The 17,848-nt window shown below is 68.5% G+C and carries 10 protein-coding genes, 3 tRNA genes and 1 pseudogene; 8 read left to right on the plus strand and 6 right to left on the minus strand.

The features are described 5' to 3' along the window. Nucleotides 1-17: 17 nt before the first annotated feature. Together dnaG and OG206_RS22550 are read left to right on the plus strand one after the other, a co-directional pair. A complete protein-coding gene (gene dnaG / locus OG206_RS22545) occupies nucleotides 18-1,925 on the plus strand; it encodes a DNA primase (protein WP_327118904.1) in 1,908 nt (635 codons plus the stop codon). A 178-nt stretch (nucleotides 1,926-2,103) separates the two neighbouring features. Further along, entirely contained in the window at nucleotides 2,104-3,180 is a 1,077-nt protein-coding gene (locus OG206_RS22550; RefSeq protein ID WP_327118906.1) for an RNA polymerase sigma factor, read from the plus strand. 30 nt (nucleotides 3,181-3,210) lie between these two features. On the opposite strand, the gene OG206_RS22555 is transcribed toward OG206_RS22550, so the two are convergent. The 4 genes from OG206_RS22555 to OG206_RS22570 all read right to left on the minus strand — a co-directional run bounded on the left by OG206_RS22555 (nucleotide 3,211) and on the right by OG206_RS22570 (nucleotide 8,810). Continuing rightward, nucleotides 3,211-5,136 carry an ABC transporter ATP-binding protein gene (locus tag OG206_RS22555; RefSeq protein WP_327118908.1) on the minus strand — a complete coding sequence of 642 codons (1,926 nt, stop codon included), beginning with the start codon at nucleotides 5,134-5,136 and terminating at the stop codon, nucleotides 3,211-3,213. Then, nucleotides 5,136-6,869 (minus strand): ABC transporter ATP-binding protein, encoded by a 1,734-nt coding sequence (locus tag OG206_RS22560; RefSeq protein WP_327118910.1) that lies wholly within the window; start codon nucleotides 6,867-6,869, stop codon nucleotides 5,136-5,138. Before OG206_RS22560 ends, OG206_RS22555 begins: the two co-directional genes overlap by 1 nt. Nucleotides 6,870-6,981: 112 nt before the next feature. Next, nucleotides 6,982-8,427, minus strand: coding sequence for an FGGY family carbohydrate kinase (locus OG206_RS22565; RefSeq protein WP_327118912.1), 1,446 nt, complete (start codon nucleotides 8,425-8,427; stop codon nucleotides 6,982-6,984). An 80-nt stretch (nucleotides 8,428-8,507) separates the two neighbouring features. Then, the gene (locus tag OG206_RS22570) at nucleotides 8,508-8,810 is read right to left on the minus strand and encodes a YtxH domain-containing protein (protein ID WP_327122363.1); all 303 of its coding nucleotides are present in this window, start codon (nucleotides 8,808-8,810) and stop codon (nucleotides 8,508-8,510) included. Between the two features lie 181 nt (nucleotides 8,811-8,991). Between OG206_RS22570 and OG206_RS22575 the strand changes: the two genes are divergently transcribed. The 6 genes and pseudogenes from OG206_RS22575 to OG206_RS22600 all read left to right on the plus strand — a co-directional run bounded on the left by OG206_RS22575 (nucleotide 8,992) and on the right by OG206_RS22600 (nucleotide 12,343). Next, nucleotides 8,992-9,064: transfer RNA gene (locus tag OG206_RS22575), tRNA-Asn, on the plus strand. A 5-nt stretch (nucleotides 9,065-9,069) separates the two neighbouring features. Then, nucleotides 9,070-9,142: transfer RNA gene (locus OG206_RS22580), tRNA-Asn, on the plus strand. A gap of 209 nt (nucleotides 9,143-9,351) precedes the next feature. Next, nucleotides 9,352-9,425: transfer RNA gene (locus OG206_RS22585), tRNA-Ile, on the plus strand. Nucleotides 9,426-10,015: 590 nt separating this feature from the next. Next, nucleotides 10,016-10,855 (plus strand): annotated as a pseudogene (locus OG206_RS22590) (FUSC family protein); the annotation flags it as partial. A 130-nt stretch (nucleotides 10,856-10,985) separates the two neighbouring features. Beyond that, complete coding sequence (locus OG206_RS22595) at nucleotides 10,986-11,363, plus strand: hypothetical protein (protein WP_327118914.1); 378 nt, start codon at nucleotides 10,986-10,988, stop codon at nucleotides 11,361-11,363. Nucleotides 11,364-11,734: 371 nt separating this feature from the next. Next, nucleotides 11,735-12,343, plus strand: a complete 609-nt coding sequence (locus tag OG206_RS22600) for an SMI1/KNR4 family protein (RefSeq protein WP_327118916.1) — start codon at nucleotides 11,735-11,737, stop codon at nucleotides 12,341-12,343. A gap of 61 nt (nucleotides 12,344-12,404) precedes the next feature. Here OG206_RS22600 and OG206_RS22605 read toward each other — a convergent pair whose 3' ends face one another. Both OG206_RS22605 and OG206_RS22610 read right to left on the minus strand, forming a co-directional pair. Further along, nucleotides 12,405-16,889: a golvesin C-terminal-like domain-containing protein gene (locus OG206_RS22605; protein WP_327118918.1), complete on the minus strand. Its 4,485-nt coding sequence runs from the start codon at nucleotides 16,887-16,889 to the stop codon at nucleotides 12,405-12,407. 414 nt (nucleotides 16,890-17,303) lie between these two features. After that, entirely contained in the window at nucleotides 17,304-17,753 is a 450-nt protein-coding gene (locus OG206_RS22610; RefSeq protein WP_327118920.1) for a DUF2690 domain-containing protein, read from the minus strand. Nucleotides 17,754-17,848: the final 95 nt, after the last annotated feature.

Consider the following 17,848-nt stretch of genomic DNA (forward strand, 5'->3'; position numbering starts at 1 on the left):
ACCCGTAGACTTCACGCGTGGCAGGCAGGATCAATGACGACGACGTGAAGGCGGTCCGGGACGCGGTCCCGATCGACGCCGTGGTCTCCGAGTATCTCCAGCTCCGCAACGCGGGCGGCGGGAACCTCAAGGGCCTGTGCCCCTTCCACGACGAGAAGTCCCCCTCCTTCCAGGTCAGTCCCGGCAAGGGCCTGTTCCACTGCTTCGGCTGCCAGGAGGGCGGCGACACGATCGCCTTCGTGATGAAGATCGACCACCTCACCTTCTCGGAGACGGTCGAGCGCCTCGCCGCCAAAGCGGGCATCACCCTGCGGTACGAGGAGGGTGGCTACAACCCCTCCCACCAGCGCGGCGAACGCATCCGCCTGGTCGAGGCACACAAGATCGCCGCCGACTTCTACCGGGAGCAGCTGAACGGCCCCGAGGCCGAGATCGGCCGGAAGTTCCTCGCCGAGCGCGGCTTCGACCAGGACGCGGCGGCCCACTTCGGTGTCGGCTACAGCCCCACGGGCTGGGACCACCTCACCCGCTACCTGCGCGGCAAGGGTTTCAGCGACAAGGAGCTCATCAGCTCCGGCATCTCCCAGGACGGCCGCCGCGGCCCCATCGACCGCTTCCGGGGCCGGCTGATGTGGCCGATCAGCGACACCTCCGGGGACATCGTCGGCTTCGGCGCCAGGAAGCTCCGGGACGACGACAACGGTCCGAAGTACCTCAACACCCCCGAGACGTCGATCTACAAGAAGTCCCAGGTGCTGTACGGCATCGACCTGGCCAAGAAGGACATCGCGAAGGCGAGCCGGGCCGTCGTCGTCGAGGGCTACACCGACGTCATGGCCTGCCACCTGGCCGGGGTCACCACCGCCATCGCCACCTGCGGTACCGCCTTCGGCAACGACCACATCAAGATCCTCCGACGGCTCCTGATGGACAACGGCAGCGCCCGCGTGATCTTCACCTTCGACGGTGACGCGGCCGGGCAGAAGGCCGCCCTGCGCGCCTTCGAGGACGACCAGAAGTTCGCCGCCGAGACGTACATCGCGATCGCCCCGGACAACATGGACCCGTGCGACCTGCGACTGGCCAAGGGCGACGACGCCGTGCGCGACCTGGTGGAACCCCGCACCCCGCTCTTCGAGTTCGCACTCCGGCAGATCGTCGCCCGCTACGACCTGGAGACCCCCGCCGGCCGGGCCGCCGCGCTCGACGAGGCCGCCGCCGTCGTCGCGAAGATCAAGACCAGCAGCGTGCAGCGGGAGGTGGCCGTCCAGCTCGCCGGCTTCGTCGGCATCCTCGACCAGGAGTTCGTCGTCCACCGGGTCAACCAGCTCGCCCAGTGGGCCCGCGGCCGGGGCGAGCGCGGACCCGCGCCGGGCAAGCCCTCCCGGGGCGGTGCCCCGCAGCACCGGATCCAGGCACCCACGGCGCCGTCCGGCCCGGCGCTGAACCTCCGCAGCCCCGCGCACCGCACGGAGCGAGAGCTGCTCAAGCTCGCCCTGCAGAAGCCCGCCCTGGTGTCGCCGGCCTTCGACGCCTACGGCATCGACGAGTTCACCGCCCCGCCCTACGCGGCGGTGCGCCAGTGCATCGCGGAGGCGGGCGGCGCCGAGATGGGTGTCGCCGAGACCCGCGAGTACCTCGTCCAGGTACTCGACGCGACCCCCGACGACACCGTGCGCAAGCTCGTCACCGAGCTCGCCGTCGAGGTCTTCCACGGCAAGACCATCGACGAGACCTACGCCGGCATGCAGCTCGTCCAGGTCCGCCTCCGGGCCGTCGACCGCAGGATCGACGACGTCCAGGGCAGCCTGGCCCGGCTGGGGAGCAACGTGGCCCCGGACGACCTGGCCGCCGCCCAGAACGAGGTCTGGGTCCTCCAGCAGTACGCGCAGTCGTTGCGGAGCCACGGCGCCGACGCGCTCTGAGCGACGATCAGCACCCTGTCACCCACCGGACGCAAAAAGTCACCGCACGCCCCTCGTGACAGTGATGTGCCGTACCCCACACTGGGTGGCGGTGCCTGAGTCATCGGAGCGCGGCCGGTCCACCCAGGGCGGACCCCCATCCCCGCGATCCGGCAGCGATCACCTGGAGGCCGCCCCCGTGCAGACCCGGACCGCGCCGACCACGACCGAGCACGTCCCGGCGATTCCCGTGCAGAACCGGGCCTCACGACACCCGGAGACGGCGGGTACACCCGAATCGGTACTGGAGGAACCGGTGGAGCCCCCCCGGCCCCCGGAGCCGCGGAGCCGCCGGGAGGCGGGCGGCCCGTCCTCCGACCTCTTCCGCCAGTACTTACGCGAGATCGGGCGGATACCGCTGCTGAGCGCGGTCGAGGAGGTCGAGCTCGCCCGCCGCGTCGAGGCCGGGCTCTTCGCCGAGGAACGCCTCGCCGGCACCCCCGACCCCGACACCCGGCTCGCCGTCGACCTGGACCGGCTCGTCGTCATGGGGCGGATGGCCAAACGCCGGCTGATCGAGGCCAACCTCCGCCTCGTCGTCTCCGTGGCCAAGCGCTACGTCGGACGCGGCCTGACCATGCTCGACCTGGTGCAGGAGGGCAACCTCGGCCTCATCAGGGCGGTCGAGAAGTTCGACTACGCCCGGGGCTACAAGTTCTCCACGTACGCGACCTGGTGGATCCGCCAGGCCATGTCACGCGCCCTGGCGGACCAGGCCAGGACCATAAGGGTCCCGGTGCACGTCGTCGAGCTGATCAACCGGGTCGTCCGCGTCCAGCGCCGGATGCTCCAGGAGCGCGGCTACGAACCGACCGCCGAGGAGGTCGCCGCCCAGCTGGACCTGACCCCCGAACGCGTGGGCGAGGTCCTGCGGCTCGCCCAGGAACCCGTCTCCCTGCACGCCCCCGTCGGCGAGGAGGACGACGTCGCCTTCGGGGACCTCATCGAGGACGGCGACGCCGCGTCCCCCGTCGAGTCGGCCGCCTTCCTCCTCCTGCGCCGGCACCTGGAGACGGTCCTCTCCACCCTCGGAGAACGCGAGCGGAAGGTCGTCCAGCTGCGCTACGGACTGGACGACGGCAGGCCCCGCACGCTCGAGGAGATCGGGAGGATCTTCGGCGTGACGCGCGAACGCATCCGCCAGATCGAGTCCAAGACGCTCGACAAGCTGCGGGACCACGCCTTCGCCGACCAGCTCCGCGGCTACCTGGACTGAGCCCGACCGGCGCATGAGGGGTGGGCTGAATCAGTCGACCTCCGCCAGTGCCTGCGCGAACTGCGCCGCGTACAGCCGGGCGTAGGCGCCGCCGGCCGCCAGCAGTTCGTCGTGCGTGCCCTGTTCGACGATCGAGCCGCTCTCCATCACCAGGATCACGTCGGCGTCCCGGATGGTGGAGAGGCGGTGCGCGATCACGAAGCTCGTACGGCCGTGAGCCAGCCGTGCCATCGCCTTCTGGATCAGCACCTCGGTCCGGGTGTCCACCGAGCTGGTGGCCTCGTCGAGCACCAGGATCACCGGGTCGGAGAGGAACGCCCGGGCGATCGTGATCAGCTGCTTCTCACCCGTGCTGACCCCTGATCCCTCGTCGTCGATCACGGTGTCGTAGCCGTCCGGCAGCGTACGGACGAAGCGGTCGGCGTGGGCCGCGCGCGCCGCCTCCTCGATCTCCTCCCGGGTGACCTCGCGCGAGGCGCCGTACGCGATGTTCTCCGCGATCGTGCCGCCGAACAGCCAGGTGTCCTGGAGCACCATGCCTATGGCCGAACGGAGTTCGTCGCGCGTCATCCGCGCGGCGTCGACCCCGTCGAGGGTGATGCGGCCGCCCGTCACCTCGTAGAACCGCATCAGGAGATTGACCAGTGTCGTCTTGCCCGCGCCGGTCGGTCCGACGATCGCGACCGTGTGGCCCGGCTCCACGCTCAGCGAGAGGTCCTCGATGAGCGGCTTCTCGGGGTCGTACCTGAAGGACACGTTCTCCAGCGAGACGCTGCCGCGCAGCTCCGCGGGCCGCTCGGCCGTGTCCGGGTCGGGCGCCTGCTCCTCGGCGTCCAGCAGGCCGAAGACCCGCTCGGCCGACGCGATGCCCGACTGCACCAGGTTCGCCATCGAGGCGACCTGGGTCAGCGGCATCGAGAACTGCCGGGAGTACTGGATGAACGCCTGTACGTCACCGATCGACAGGGAGCCCGACGCCACCCGCAGACCACCGACGACCGCGACCAGGACGTAGTTCAGGTTGGACACGAACATCATCAGGGGCTGCATGATCCCGCTGTTGAACTGGGCCTTGAAGCCGGCCTCGTAGAGCGCGTCGTTCTGCTCGGCGAAGTCCCGCGCGGACTCCTCCTGCCGCCCGAACGTCTTGACCAGCGTGTGGCCGGTGTACATCTCCTCGATGTGCGCGTTGAGCGCGCCCGTCACCTTCCACTGCGCCACGAAGTGCGGCTGCGAGCGTTTCCCGATCCGCGTCGCGACGACCACCGACAGCGGGATCGTCACCAGCGCCACCAGGGCCAGCAGCGGAGAGATCCAGAACATCATGATCAGTACGCCGACGATGGTGAGCAGGGAGTTGATGAGCTGGCCCATCGTCTGCTGCATCGTCTGCGAGATGTTGTCGATGTCGTTCGTCGCGCGGCTGAGCACCTCACCGCGCTGCTGCCGGTCGAAGTACGACAGCGGCAGCCGCGCCAGCTTCGTCTGCAGGTCCTCGCGCAGCTGGAACACGACCCGGTTGATGACCCTGATCGAGACCCGTGTCGACACCAGCATCAGCAGTCCCGCGGCGACGTACACCGCCAGCGCCACCAGAAGGACGTTGCCCACCGCTCCGAAGTCGATGCCGCTGCCGGGGGTGAAGTCCACCCCGGACAGCACGTCCGCGAGACCGCCGCTGCCCTTCTCCCGCAGGTTCTCGACGGCCTGCTCCTTCGTCGTGCCCTTCGGCAGCTCCCGGCCCACGACCCCGGCGAAGATCAGGTCCGTGGCAGAACCGAGGATCTTCGGCCCCGCCACGGAGAGCGCCACGCTCAGCGTCCCCGCCCCCAGCATCAGGGACAGCGACGACTTCTCCTTGCTGAACCGTCTCAGCAACCGCTTCCCGGACCCCTTGAAGTCCATCGACCTCTCGGTGGGTCCCATGGACATCATCCGTCCGCCAGGCCCGGCCATCAGGCGGCCTCCGCTTCCGTCAGCTGGGAGAGCACGATCTCCCGGTAGGTTTCGTTTCCGTCCATGAGCTCGCGATGACTGCCGGTCCCGACGAGCCGGCCCTCGTCCAGAACCAGGATCCGGTCGGCGTCACGGATCGTGGACACCCGCTGCGCGACGATCACCACGGTCGCCGCCGCCGTCTCCTCGGACAGCGCGGCCCGCAGGGCGGCGTCCGTCGCGTAGTCCAGTGCCGAGAACGAGTCGTCGAAGAGATAGATCTCCGGCCGCTGCACCAGCGTCCGCGCGATCGCGAGGCGCTGGCGCTGTCCGCCGGACACATTGGTGCCGCCCTGCGCGATCGGTGCGTTCAGGCCGTGTTCGAGCTCCTCCACGAAGCCCTTCGCCTGCGCCACCTCCAGGGCGTGCCACAGCTCCTCGTCGGTCGCGTCCGGATTGCCGTACCGCAGGTTCGTCGCGACCGTCCCCGAGAACAGGTACGGCTTCTGGGGGACCAGGCTCACCGTCTTCGCCAGCAGGGCGGGATCCAGGGTCCGCACGTCCGTACCGTCGACGAGCACATCGCCGTCCGTCGCGTCGAACAGCCGCGGCACGAGGCCGAGCAGCGTCGACTTCCCGCTGCCCGTCGACCCGATGATCGCGGTCGTCTCCCCGGGCCGAGCCACGAGATCGACCGCCCGCAGCACCGGCTCCTCGGCACCCGGGTAGCGGAACTCCGCACCCCGTATCTCGAGGTGGCCGTGCTTGAGCAGCTTCGTGACCGGGGCGCTCGGCGGTACCACGCTCGACTCGGTGTCCAGTACCTCCTGGACGCGCTCCGCGCAGACCTCGGCGCGCGGCACCATGATGAACATGAAGGTGGCCATCATCACCGCCATGACGATCTGCATCAGATACGCCAGGAAGGCCGTCAGTGCCCCGATCTGCATCCCACCGCTGTCGATCCGGTGCGCACCGAACCAGACGACCGCGATCGACGACAGGTTCACCACCGTCATCACGGTCGGGAACATGAGGGCCATCAGACGGCCCGTCGACAGCGCCACGTCCGTCAGTTCGGTGTTCGCGCCCCGGAAGCGCCCCTCCTCGTAGTCGTCCCGTATGAACGCGCGGATGACCCGGTTGCCGGTGATCTGCTCGCGCAGCACCCGGTTCACCGTGTCCAGCCGCACCTGCATCGTGCGGAACAGCGGACGCATCCGCCTCACGATCAGGCTCACCGAGATGCCGAGGACGGGCAGCACGGCCAGCAGGACGCCCGACAGCGGCACGTCCTGGCCGAGCGCCAGGATGACCCCGCCGACGCACATGATGGGCGCCGACACCATCAGGGTGAAGGCGAGCAGCACGAGCATCTGGATCTGCTGCACGTCATTGGTCGTACGCGTGATCAGCGAAGGAGCACCGAACCTGCCGACCTCGCGCGCGGAGAACGACTGCACCCGGCCGAAGACCGACGCCCGAACCTCCCGTCCGAGCGCGGAAGCCGTCCTGGCGCCGTAGTAGACCGCCCCGACGTTGCAGACGACCTGGAGGACACTCACGGCGATCATCACCGCGCCGTAGCGCAGGATGTAGTCCGTGTCCCCCCGCACGACACCGTTGTCGATGATGTCCGCGTTGAGACTGGGCAGGTAGAGGCTTGCCGAGGTCTGCAGGAGCTGGAGCAGGACCAGCAGCAGGATCGGCTGTCTGTACGGACCCAGGTAGGTCCGCAGGATTTTTATGAGCACACGAGTCTCTCGGAGTCGGCGAAGGGCAGAGGCCGATCCATACTCCGGTACACCGCGCCGTGGCGGCCAACACTTTTCCTCAAGCCCGGGTCAAATCCGGACCGTTGCCCCTTCAGACGGTCGTGTCGAACGCCCCGGGGTGGATCTGGTCCCGGGTGGCTCCGTACTGCTGACGTACGGCGCGGCCCACGGCGAGCTCCTCGCCCGGCTCCAGCACCTGCGCCGCGGCGCCGTGCCAGGCCGGGGGAGTGCGGGGATCGAGCGTGCCCTGCGAGACCCCGAGCGCCCACGCCGCCTGCCGGGCGGCTCCCAGCGCCCCGTACTGCGCGGGCTGCGGCACGACGACCTGGGTTCCGAACAGCGCGGGCGCCAGCGCCTGCACGGCGGGCAGCTCGGCCGCCGCACCCAGCAGGAACACCCGCCGCACCTCCACGCCCCTGCCGCGCAGCACGTCCAGTGCGTCGGCCAGCGAGCACAGCATGCCCTCGAAGGCGGCCCGCGCCAGGTGCTCGGGCTTCATCGACTCGCGGCGCAGCCCGCTCAGCGTGCCCGCCGTGTGCGGCAGGTGCGGGGTGCGCTCACCCTCCAGGTACGGCAGCAGCACCAGCCCGGAGGCGCCCGGTGTCGACTTCATGGCCAGGGCGGACAGTTCGTCCAGCCCGCCCACGTCCAGCATCTCGGCCGCTCCGCGCAGCGCGCGCACCGCGTTGGACGTGGACACCACCGGCAGGTGCATCCCGGTCGCGTCGGCGAAGGAGGTGATCATCCCCGTCGGATCGGCCAGCGCCTCGTGGTGCACGGCCATCACCGAACCCGAGGCACCGAGCGAGACCACCGCGTCCCCCACGGCCACGCCCAGCCCGAAGGCCGCCGCCATCGTCTCGCCGGTGCCCGCCGAGATCAGCAGCCCCTCCGGCGTCGTCCCCGCGGATTCGGCCGGGCCGAGCACCTCGGGGAGCGCCGCCTGGCGGCCGAGCGCGAGCTCCACGAGATCGGGGCGGTAGGACCCGGAGCCGGCGGACCAGTAGCCGGTCCCGGACGCGGCACCCCGGTCGGTCGTGCGCCGGGCAGGCCGGCCGAGCAACTGCCACACCAGCCAGTCATGAGGCTGCAGGACGGCGGCGACCCGCTGCGCGTTCTCCGGCTCGGTCCGCGCCAGCCAGCGCAGCTTCGCCACCGGCTGCGCGGCCTGCGGCACGGCTCCGACGGCCTCCGCCCACGCCTGCCGGCCCCCGAGTCCGTCGATCAGGTCGGCCGCGGCGGCCTGCGCCCGCCGGTCGTTGCCGAGCAGAGCCGGGCGCACGAGGTTGCCCTGGCTGTCCAGCGGCACCAGGCCGTGCTGCTGCGCGGACACACCGATCGCCTGTACGCCTTCGAGCAGCCCCCCGGAGGCCGCCTCACCGAGTGAGAGCAGCCACGCCTGCGGATCCACCTCGGAGGCCTTGGCCTCGATGGGATGTGCGGCGTACCCCTGCCGCAGCACCGCACCGGTGTCCGTGTCGCAGACGACGATGTGTGTGAAGGCGGACGAACTGTCCAAGCCGGCGACTATGCCCATACCCAAGATTCTGCCGCACCTGAGGACCTTTCCCGTACCGGGCGGGTGCCCGGTACGGGAAAGGTCCTCAGGTGTTGGCCTCAGGTGTTGGTCGTGCCCCAGTCGTCGCTGCCGTTCTGGCCGCTGCGCTCCTTCAGCGAACGCACCCGGTCGGAGACGGACACGGGCACCCTGTCGCCCACCTTCTCGCTCACCGAGTGGTACGCCTTGCCGGCGAACTCCCGGCCACCGTGCGCGGCGGACTCCGCCGCGTTGCGCACCGCCGGATTCTCGGCGAGCCGCTGCGCCGACTTCTTCAGCTGCTCGTAACGCTCGCGCCCGGCTCGCGTGCCGAGCACGTAACCGAGGGCCACTCCGGCGATGAACGTGAGCCGGTACCGCATGGCTGCCACCCTTCCTTCGCTCCGTGCGACGTGTGCTGCCCGCCTACCCGCGCACGCCCGAGATCACCCCGGGGCATACCGATTGGCGGAGCACCCCCCTGCTTGCGCTAATGTATGTGTCGCAGCGAACGCGCGCCGCTCGGCAGCCGCCAGGCAGGTACGATTCGAGGCAACGCAGCAATCCCCTGTAGCTCAATTGGCAGAGCAGCCGGCTGTTAACCGGCAGGTTACTGGTTCGAGTCCAGTCGGGGGAGCGCGATCCCCTGTAGCTCAATTGGCAGAGCATTCGGCTGTTAACCGGAGGGTTACTGGTTCGAGTCCAGTCGGGGGAGCGGAACGGAAAAGGACCCTGCGGGGTCCTTTTTCTTGTGCCCGCGAGGCCGCCGCTGACTCTTTCGGGGTGTTTTCCCCGCGTCCGGAACCGGGCAGCACGCAGCGAGGTCTTCATGGTCGCGCGAAGCCGACCACCCGCAGCAGGAGATCGTATGACCGGCTATGCTGCGGCAGACGGCGCGCACACGTGTACGCGCCACGCCGATACGGGGCGGTAGCTCAGCCGGTTAGAGCAGCGGACTCATAATCCGTCGGCCGTGGGTTCGAGTCCCACCCGCCCCACCCAGCATCCCCAGGCAGAATCGTTCTGACCTGGGGAAATGCGTTTTCTGGGGCGGTTTTCCGTGCGGTACTAGCCGCGCGTCGTGCGGTACTGACCCGCTGTTGCAGCGTGTCAGCGCACCTTGGATGCGTCTGACCTGGCCTTTTGCGGCGGTCGCTGAGAGAGCGTCGTGGTGCGGTCCCACGGCTGTGGTCGAATGCGGCGGCAAGCGGTGCAGCCCTCGCCCCTTCTCCCAGCCGCTGAGTCAACTCTGGTTCGCCTTGAGTTCCGGGGCCTGTGCGCCGCTGGCGCTGGGCGACGCAGCGCGAGGCCCGTTGAGCGGTCGGGCAGGACGGGGAAGACACCGCGTTCGTAGGGTTCAAGGCCCGGCCTGCGCGCTCCTGCCGTGCGGTTGGGTGTGCACCTGGGCAGGACCTCGGTGGTGCCCCTACTGACGTCGGTGTTCGCTGGCGTCTTCTGCCCGATGTTCCGTTGGGCCATTGTCATCAGCGGGCGCTTCGGATCGCTGATCGGATGTGTCACGCAGCCGGTGTACCAGGAGCAGCGGCCGACTCCGCTCGCCTGACCCGAGTGTGATCCTGCGGCCTGCGCCTACGTGTTCGGTGCGCTGGCGGTGGTCTCGGCGGGACTGTCCTACACCCTGGTCCGCACCGGCTACGCCTACTCCCAGTGCTTCACTGCCGCGTACGTCGTCTTCCTGCTCGGCATGGGCGGCCAGGCATGGGAACAGACGGTTCCGGAGCGGATGGTACTCACCTTGCTGGGCGGGGCCCTGGCGATGCTGGCCTACGCGGTGTTTCCGGCGTGGGAGACGTCCCGGCTGCCGGGCCGGCTCGCGGACTGGCTCGCCGCCAACGGCCACTACGCGGCCGCGGTACTCCGCAGCTACGCCGAGCCGACCAGGGAGCGCCGTGCCGACATGCGCAGTGCCCAACTGGCGAGCAGGAGAGCGCGTGCCGCTTGGCAGGAGGCATACGACCAGGCCAAGCAGGAACCGGTTCGCCCCAGGGGCCTGACTTCGCGTGAGGCGGAGCAGGCACAGGAGGCGCTCAAAGAGTTCGACAGGGCGGCAACGCTCATGCAGCACCACGTCCCGCAGGACGAGGACCCCTCCGCCCTCGAGGCGAAGGAGCTCGCCAAGGCCCTGGAAGCGGACACGGCGCAGGCGGCAGCCGACATGCGCGGGCACAGGAATCCGGACTGGGGACGCGTGGAGAGAGCTCTCCAGGCGTGGGACGGCGCCTGCGCCCGGAGCCCAGCGCTACGGCGCGAGGCGGACCTGCAGAAGCACGCCTTGGAGGACCTTGCGACAGCCGTGAGCCGCACCCCTCTGGAGCGCGATGTCGGCTCCGTGCGCGAGGAGCAGCGGGTGCGGGAGGCCACAGAGGCTGAAGGCGATGGCTCAGGACCCGCGCACCGGGGTGGGTGACTGTCCTGGCGACGGCGAGCGCTCCCATAGGCGACGCAGTCCGCAACGTGGGAAACGCGTTTTCTGGCGGCGTTTTGCGTGTGGCGTTCGTCGTGCGGTGGGGCGCGCCTTTGTCCTCGACTCCCAGGCGTTGTCCAAGACGGTCCAGGGCGACCGTCAGATGGCGGCCTTGGTGAAGGCGGCGCCCGGCCTGGACATCGCTGTCGTCACCAGCGCGCTCACCACGCTGGAGGCGTGGAACCCTCAACAGGGTGCGCGCCAGGGGCTGTGGGACTGGGCGTTGTCCCGGATCGATGTGGAGCACACCGATGACCAGGTGATCTCCCTGGCCCGCGGCATGCTGAAGACCGCCGGGCTGCTCGGGCACCAATACGCCATTGATGCAGTCTTGGCTGCCGTGGCCGTCAAGACTGCGGAGCGCGGCTTCGAGGTCACGGTCTTCACCTCGGATGCCGACGGCATGGACAAGTTCCTGACAGGCCATCCCATTCGGGTGGAAGGGGTCTGACCGCCGGCGCCGGGGCCCTCCGTCGCACCTGCGGCGCAGGGTCGCGGAACGTACCCCGAGTGCCGCGTCGGCCGCGGTCACGTCGGCCCGCGCCACCGGCCAGTCGTTCGCAGCGGGCGGAGCCGGTACTACGCCGACCGGCATCCGCTGCGTCATCCGCCTGACCGGCCCACTCCGACACCGTCGAAGGCTCCGGCTCACGGCCGGCGCGGTGACGGCGGCGCTTCCAGAAGTGGGGCGAAGCTCGCAAGCGCACCTTCGCGTATCAATGACTGGTGGGCGTACGGCCAGACGCCGGTTTTCGATAGGATGACAATTGCTTTTCGGTGTTCACGCACATTCTGGGCGACTGCAAGCACGGAGGATACTGAATGAATAGCTCTGCGCCGGACGGGACCCGTGACCTCCGGCTTCTGTGGCGGCGATTTGAAGGCTGGCTCCGGGCGAATGCCCCTGGTGATTTTTCCGTGCTTCGCCCGGGCGTGCCCGCTTCCGAGGTGTCGGCGCTGGAGAACGAGATAGGATTTTCACTCCACTCCGAACTGCGGTCTCTTCTCGAAGCGGTCGACGGTGTCACGCCCCGAAGGTCCAGCATGGAACCCGGGGCATTTTTTGTCGGGTACAGCCCTCTGGCTTCCGACAAGATTCTGGAATCTCATCTGTACCTCGTCTCCATGGCGCGCGACGCTGTCGAGGACGGCTACGAGGAGGAGGTGGTCGGAAGGACCGCTCATCGCCAGTGGGTTCCATTCGCGGGGAGCGTCACCGGCGACTTGCTTTTCGTCGACCACCGGCCCGGTCACTTCGGTGAAATCGGGGAGGTGTCGTTCGGCGACCCCGAGTATGTGAGGCTGTGGCCCTCTCTGAGTCTGATGCTCGACGACCTCTGCAATGCGGTGGAAGGTATGACGCAACTCCCCGCCGTGAGACGTTCTCCATCTGTTCACGACAACCGGATGCTGGAGTGGGTCACCGGTTGAAGGAGAAAGAGTGGCCCGCCGGACCACGTGGGTCCGGCGGGCCACTCGGAGCCTCTGCCCTCTAGGTGATGTTGCAGACGGAGCTGAGGTCGCAGCCCTCGTATCCGGTCTGGACGAAGTAGGCGTCACTGTCCAGGAGCCGGACCTCCGTCGTGAACCGTCCGAGGTCACCGCCCGCGTCGGTGTTCTGCCTGGCCGGAACCGCTGCTCGCCCGCAGGGCTCGTTCCAGCTCGGATACGTGTAGTTGTTGTCGAGTTCGAGCATCCACGTACCGTCGGTCTGCTTGTCCGCGTACATCTGGACGCAGTACTTTCCGGACGTGAGCGTCATTCCGCCGCTTTCGCGGGACTTTGCGAACGGATATTCATCGCAGCTTTCGCCGTCCGCTGCCGTGTTGGGTTTCCACTCCGCCACGGCGAGCATGCACATCTTGTCCCGATTCTCTTTTGCCTTCGAGTCGTCGGCGAGTCGGTGCAGCGGCTTGTTATGTTCTTCGCTGCCCGGGTGCGATGCCAACTTTTCCATGAGAACCCAGTAGTACGCGGCTGCGGCAGGGTACTTCTTCGTGCTGAGCGGGAGCGTCGGAGTGTACTTGGGGAAGACGCATCCAGTGTTTCCCCCCACCTTGTTGTCGCACCGGACGTCGAAGCCCCTGTTGCTCCACTTGGGAACGGCCTGGACTGCCGACTGCGGAGTGGACCAGCTTGTCTCCCACGTGAAGTCGAGCACTTTCTCCCCGCCGGTGACCTTGTTCCACGTGTACGTATTGGTACGCGTGGCTACGTGGGGGTCTCCCGTTGTCCAGGTGGTGCCGCCGATCCAGGCGCCGTTGCTCTCGGTGCAGTCCGTGGTGGACCAGCAATCCTCCAGGAACGAGGTCATCGTGGTGGAGGTGATTCCGGTCATGTTGACCAGCGAGAGTTCTGTCCACGTGGTGAACTGATTGGATTTCGGATTCAGAGTGATTTCCTGGATGACCTTGATGGTCGCATTGCCGACGGGAGCGCCGTCGCGTGTCGCGGTCAGAGGAAGGAGTCCACGCATGCACCCTTCCGTTCTCGTCTGCATCGCCGCGCCGTTGATGTTCTTGCACCACCCCACGGGACCCGCCGCCGCTGCGGCCAAGGACGACTTGGCCGCTCCCTGCGGCTCGGCGTCCTCCTCGTTCGTGTCGCTGAGTGGTTCGTAGGCGGCGCACAGGGTGACGCCGTCGCCGCCGGTCGAGCACGACTCCTTTCCGGCTATGCCCCTGAGTGACGAGGACATGAGCGACGACATCCCCGTGACACTGACATCCTTGGCCTTCTGCGCGGCAGCGAAGTCGACATCGGGAACATTCGGGTCCGCTTCAGGGAAGATGATGGCGTTCAGTCCGTCGTGGTCACCCGGTACGAACGCGAGTGCGTCGAAGGCGATGTCAGCAGTCCCGTCGCCACCGTTGAAGTTGTCGAGGCTCACCTGCGGCGTCGTGTCGTTGAAGCGGTAGGAGCCCAGAGACACCCACTTGTTGGACTGGTTGTCCTTCTGGGAGATCGTCTTGGTGACGGTTCCGAAGGCCGTCGTGATCTTGTAGTTGGCGGCACCCGTCTGCGCTCCATGGTCCGGAACGTGGGCGAAGACCTCGGCTTGGCCTGCGTGTGTGGTGATCTTGCTTCCGAGCTTCCAGGTGCCGGTGACCTTCATCCGGTCGCCCGGTGGCGGGTACGACTCGGGAGAGCGGGTGTGGGTGAACCAGAAGTGGTTGCCGTAGCCGGCGCCGATCTGATGGGTGTCGATCTTGCCGGGGTACGTGGTGACCGTCTGCCCGGTCTCGGAGTCGACGATGTCGGAGGGCTGATAGGTCAGGGTGAACGTGCCGTCCGACTTCGCGGCCCCGCATCCGCGTGAGCTCGAACCCGCGGGGGTCGTGCCGGCGGGAAGATCGTCCACTATCAGCGCGTTCGACGGCAGACCGCTGCTGCACCGCGGCGGGTAGGAGTTGGCGTCCGCCTGTTCCGGGTACGACGTGTTGAACCTGTGGACCTGGTGGCCGCATTCGGCCCCGGTGTCACAGTCTTTCCATTCAGCGGATTTGCCCCACCAGCAGTGCAACCAGTGTGCATTGGTGTCACTGTCGCCGGCGTCCAGTGCGCAGGCCCCCATGCCGGGGTCGTTGGAGTCGGTGTCCGTGACCTTGGACGGGTCGCAGTAGTTGGACGTGTCACAGAAGGTGTCCAGCGGCGGCTTCACCGCTGCTCGCTCAAGGTCGCTGTTCCACCAGGCGGCCAGGTAGCCGGGCCGGAAGTCGCCGGGCGCGAACATCGCGGAGATCGGGCGTGCGGCCCAGCCCAGCACCTTCTCCTCGTACGGCCAGTCCTGCGGGTGCGCGGCATGGGAGTAGTCGTCCAGATGCGGATCGACGGCGTGCTGCAGGAACGGGACCCTGTTCGCCTTCCACAGCGGGTTGGCAGGGTTGTTGGTCCAGCCCACCCCCTTGTGCCCGGCGGAGTCGGCGGCCGCGTAGAAGCCCGAGTTGTAGGCCCACAGGGCGAGGAACCAGTTCTCGATCCACTGCGGGTGACCGTTGTTGATCATCATGTCCTGGCCGTGGAGATCGTTCCACTTGCGGGACAGGATCGTCACGCCGTAGGCGATGTTGGCGGCGTAGTCCAGAGCGACGGCTTCCTGCGTGGAGGGCGGCAGCGCCGTCTCGCCCTCCTTGGTCTTGCCCGCGAGCCGCATGCCGTCGGTTGCCTGGGTGATGCCGTAGCCGCAGTCGGCCTCGGAGAAGTTGATGCGCCACGGGTCGGCCTGGGTACCGTCGGACGTGTACTGCGTCCCGTAGTAGTTGCCGATCAGGCTGTTGGACGTGACGCCGGGCACAGCGAACCGGGTCGCCTGCCACATGTTGGACTCCTGCGCGGTGATGCCGAGCATCACCTGCGAGGGAACGTGCCAGCGGTCGGTGACGTCCGGGTCCTCGTTGTCGAGGGTTCCGTTGGGGTCACCGGCAAGAGTGATCGGGGGGAACAGCCCTTGCGGGCTGTAGGAGTCCATGCCGGTGTTCTTCCAGTTCGCCGGCCTGCCGACGCCCAGCTCACCGACGACGGCCTGGTCCACGGCCCATTCGACCTGCCGTGGGGTCGGCTGGAACGCCTGCTTCTTCACGTCGTTGCGAGCCACCGCGCAGTAACGCTCATCGGTGCCCTCGCTCGGACCGCTCGGCGACGCCGCCAGCACCCCGGAGCGAACCGACTGCGTCGACAGACCGTCGCTGTCGTCGGCCGACGGCTTGGTGGACGACTTCCTCCGCGTCGCGACGCCGAGTGCCGGGGAGAGCCGGCTTCCGGCTTCGGCCCGCTCGGCGGACAGTTGAGGTGTGGCGTCCAGTTCGGTGTGCTTGCCGGTGGCGACCACATCCAGAGCGATCCGCGCGTCACGGACCTGCTCGGCCTCCTCGGGTGTGATCAGGCTGGTCCTGCCGTCCGCCCAGGAAGTGGAGATGCCCACGTGGCCCAGACTGGACATACGGGCACCCTTGGCGAGATGCCCGGGGTTCTTCACCGGGGCCGGGAGAGCCCCCTTGCTCCGGGCCTCACCCGTGAGGAAGACCGTGCCGCCGGATGTGGCCGACAGATCCCAGTCCGTGAGCTTGCCTTCGGCCACCGTCTTCGGGCTGGTCCTCCCGCCCCGGACCTGCGTGGCGTCCAGGCGCTTGGCCCAGGACCTCGCGTCGGCCTTCCTGGTGTCGGCCTCCCGGTCGATGAAGGTCACGCCGTCGCCGCTGTCTGCCGCGATCTGGAACGGCACATGCCTCGTCACGGCGAGGACGGTCTCCCTCCGCCCGTTGATGCGGACGAGCTTGTTGCCGTGGCCGGCCACGAGGCCGTGCCGGGTCGGGACGGCCGATGTGACCTGACCGGGGAAGGCGACCGGCCGGGACTGCTCGCCTGTCGCCGCGTCCACGGTGATCAGGCGGGTCTTCTGCTCCTTGTCCCCGTCGTAGGTCAGCTGAGTGAAAACCACATCGTCCCCGGTGCCGCAGCCGGGGGAGAAATAGGCCAGCGAGGCGGTGAACGGCAGCTTGGTGACCCGGCCACTGCCCAGGTCGACGACGGCGGTGAAGGCACCGCGCACCATCAGCTCCGGGTTGTTGGTGAACGCCCGGGGCGCGTAGGCGACAGCCGCGTACTTCCCGGATCCGGTCACGCACGCGTTGCCGACCCAGGCGTCGGCGTCGAATCCGTCCTCGCGCAGGGTGGCCGCAGTGGTGAACTCGTAGCCGCCCGTCTCCCTGCCCGTCAGGAGATGGAAGCCCGTTCCGTCGCCGGAGGTGGACAAGGCCACATCCTGGGAAGAGGCGTGGTTCGCTCCCAGGACGGCGGCACGGTCCTGCTTGCGAACCTCACGGGGCTTGCTCGTCGCGCTGGGCAGACTCTTGCCGCCCTGGACGGCGTTGTCGGGGACCTTCGGCCCCTGAGCCTGCGCGGATATGGACAGCGACGAGGCGAGAAGCGCCGTCGACGCCACCATCACCGCCGCGCGTATCCCTTGTCTTGCACGCACAGTAAACGTTTCCCTTCGCTGTTTCCGGTCGGCGACGGGGTAGAACTCGTCGACGTGGATCTTCGGAACCGGGACCGGGCCGTCCTTGCCGGCCCATGTCGTCCAGCCCGGTTTCCGGTCACGAGCGCCATCGCGGACCGCCCCACTCCGCGCTCGGAGTTGACGGCCGCACGGCCCTACGAGCGGGGCCTGTCGGACGCGTTCGTGCACTCGGCGCCGACACGCGCATGGCCCGGACGTGCGAGGTCCTGGCGCTGCCGGAACCACGGGTGCGGGACCGCTCGCGCGGATCGGGGGCTGGGAGACGGGAGCCGGACCGGGAGTGCTCACCGGGGCCGGGGACGGGCATGGTGCAGGGGCTCCCGGGGGCCGCGACGCGTGCGGCCCCCGGGGATCAGCAGGTCTGAGGACCGGTCAGAACTTGGTGCTGCAGGTCATGGGGTACTCGTTGCCCTGGAACTTGACGCAGACCCGGTAGTAGTAGGAGGCACCGCCGAGCATGTTGGACCAGTCGCTGCCGTTGTGCGGGATCTCGACGTTCAGCGAGCGGATCAGCTTGCCGGCCGAGTCGTACTTCTCGATGTAGCCGAACGAGTTGTAGATCGAGTTGCCGGAGTCGTCGGTGACCCGCACCCATGCGGCGGAACAGCCGCCGGACCAGCGGAGCTCGGCCTTGCGCGAGTTGTTGGTGATCGTGCGCTGGGTGGTCACGCTGGCGGTCTCGCACCCGGTCGCGCGGGGTCCCTGGTTGTCACAGCCGGTGCCGCTGCAGCTCGCCGCGTAGGACGTGCCGGCGAGCGGGATGAGGCCGAGCGCGACGGTGGCGGCGGAAATGGTGGCGAAACGGGTAACTGCGGTCTTCATGTGTCTCTCCTGGGCGAGCCGGCCCCGTGCCGGGCGCGAGCCCCCGGACCGGCGATGAGCGGACCAGTCCTCGCGAGAGCCGGCCGACCCACCGA

Origin of the sequence: Streptomyces sp. NBC_01341 (assembly GCF_035946055.1) — a bacterium.
Lineage (GTDB): Bacteria > Actinomycetota > Actinomycetes > Streptomycetales > Streptomycetaceae > Streptomyces.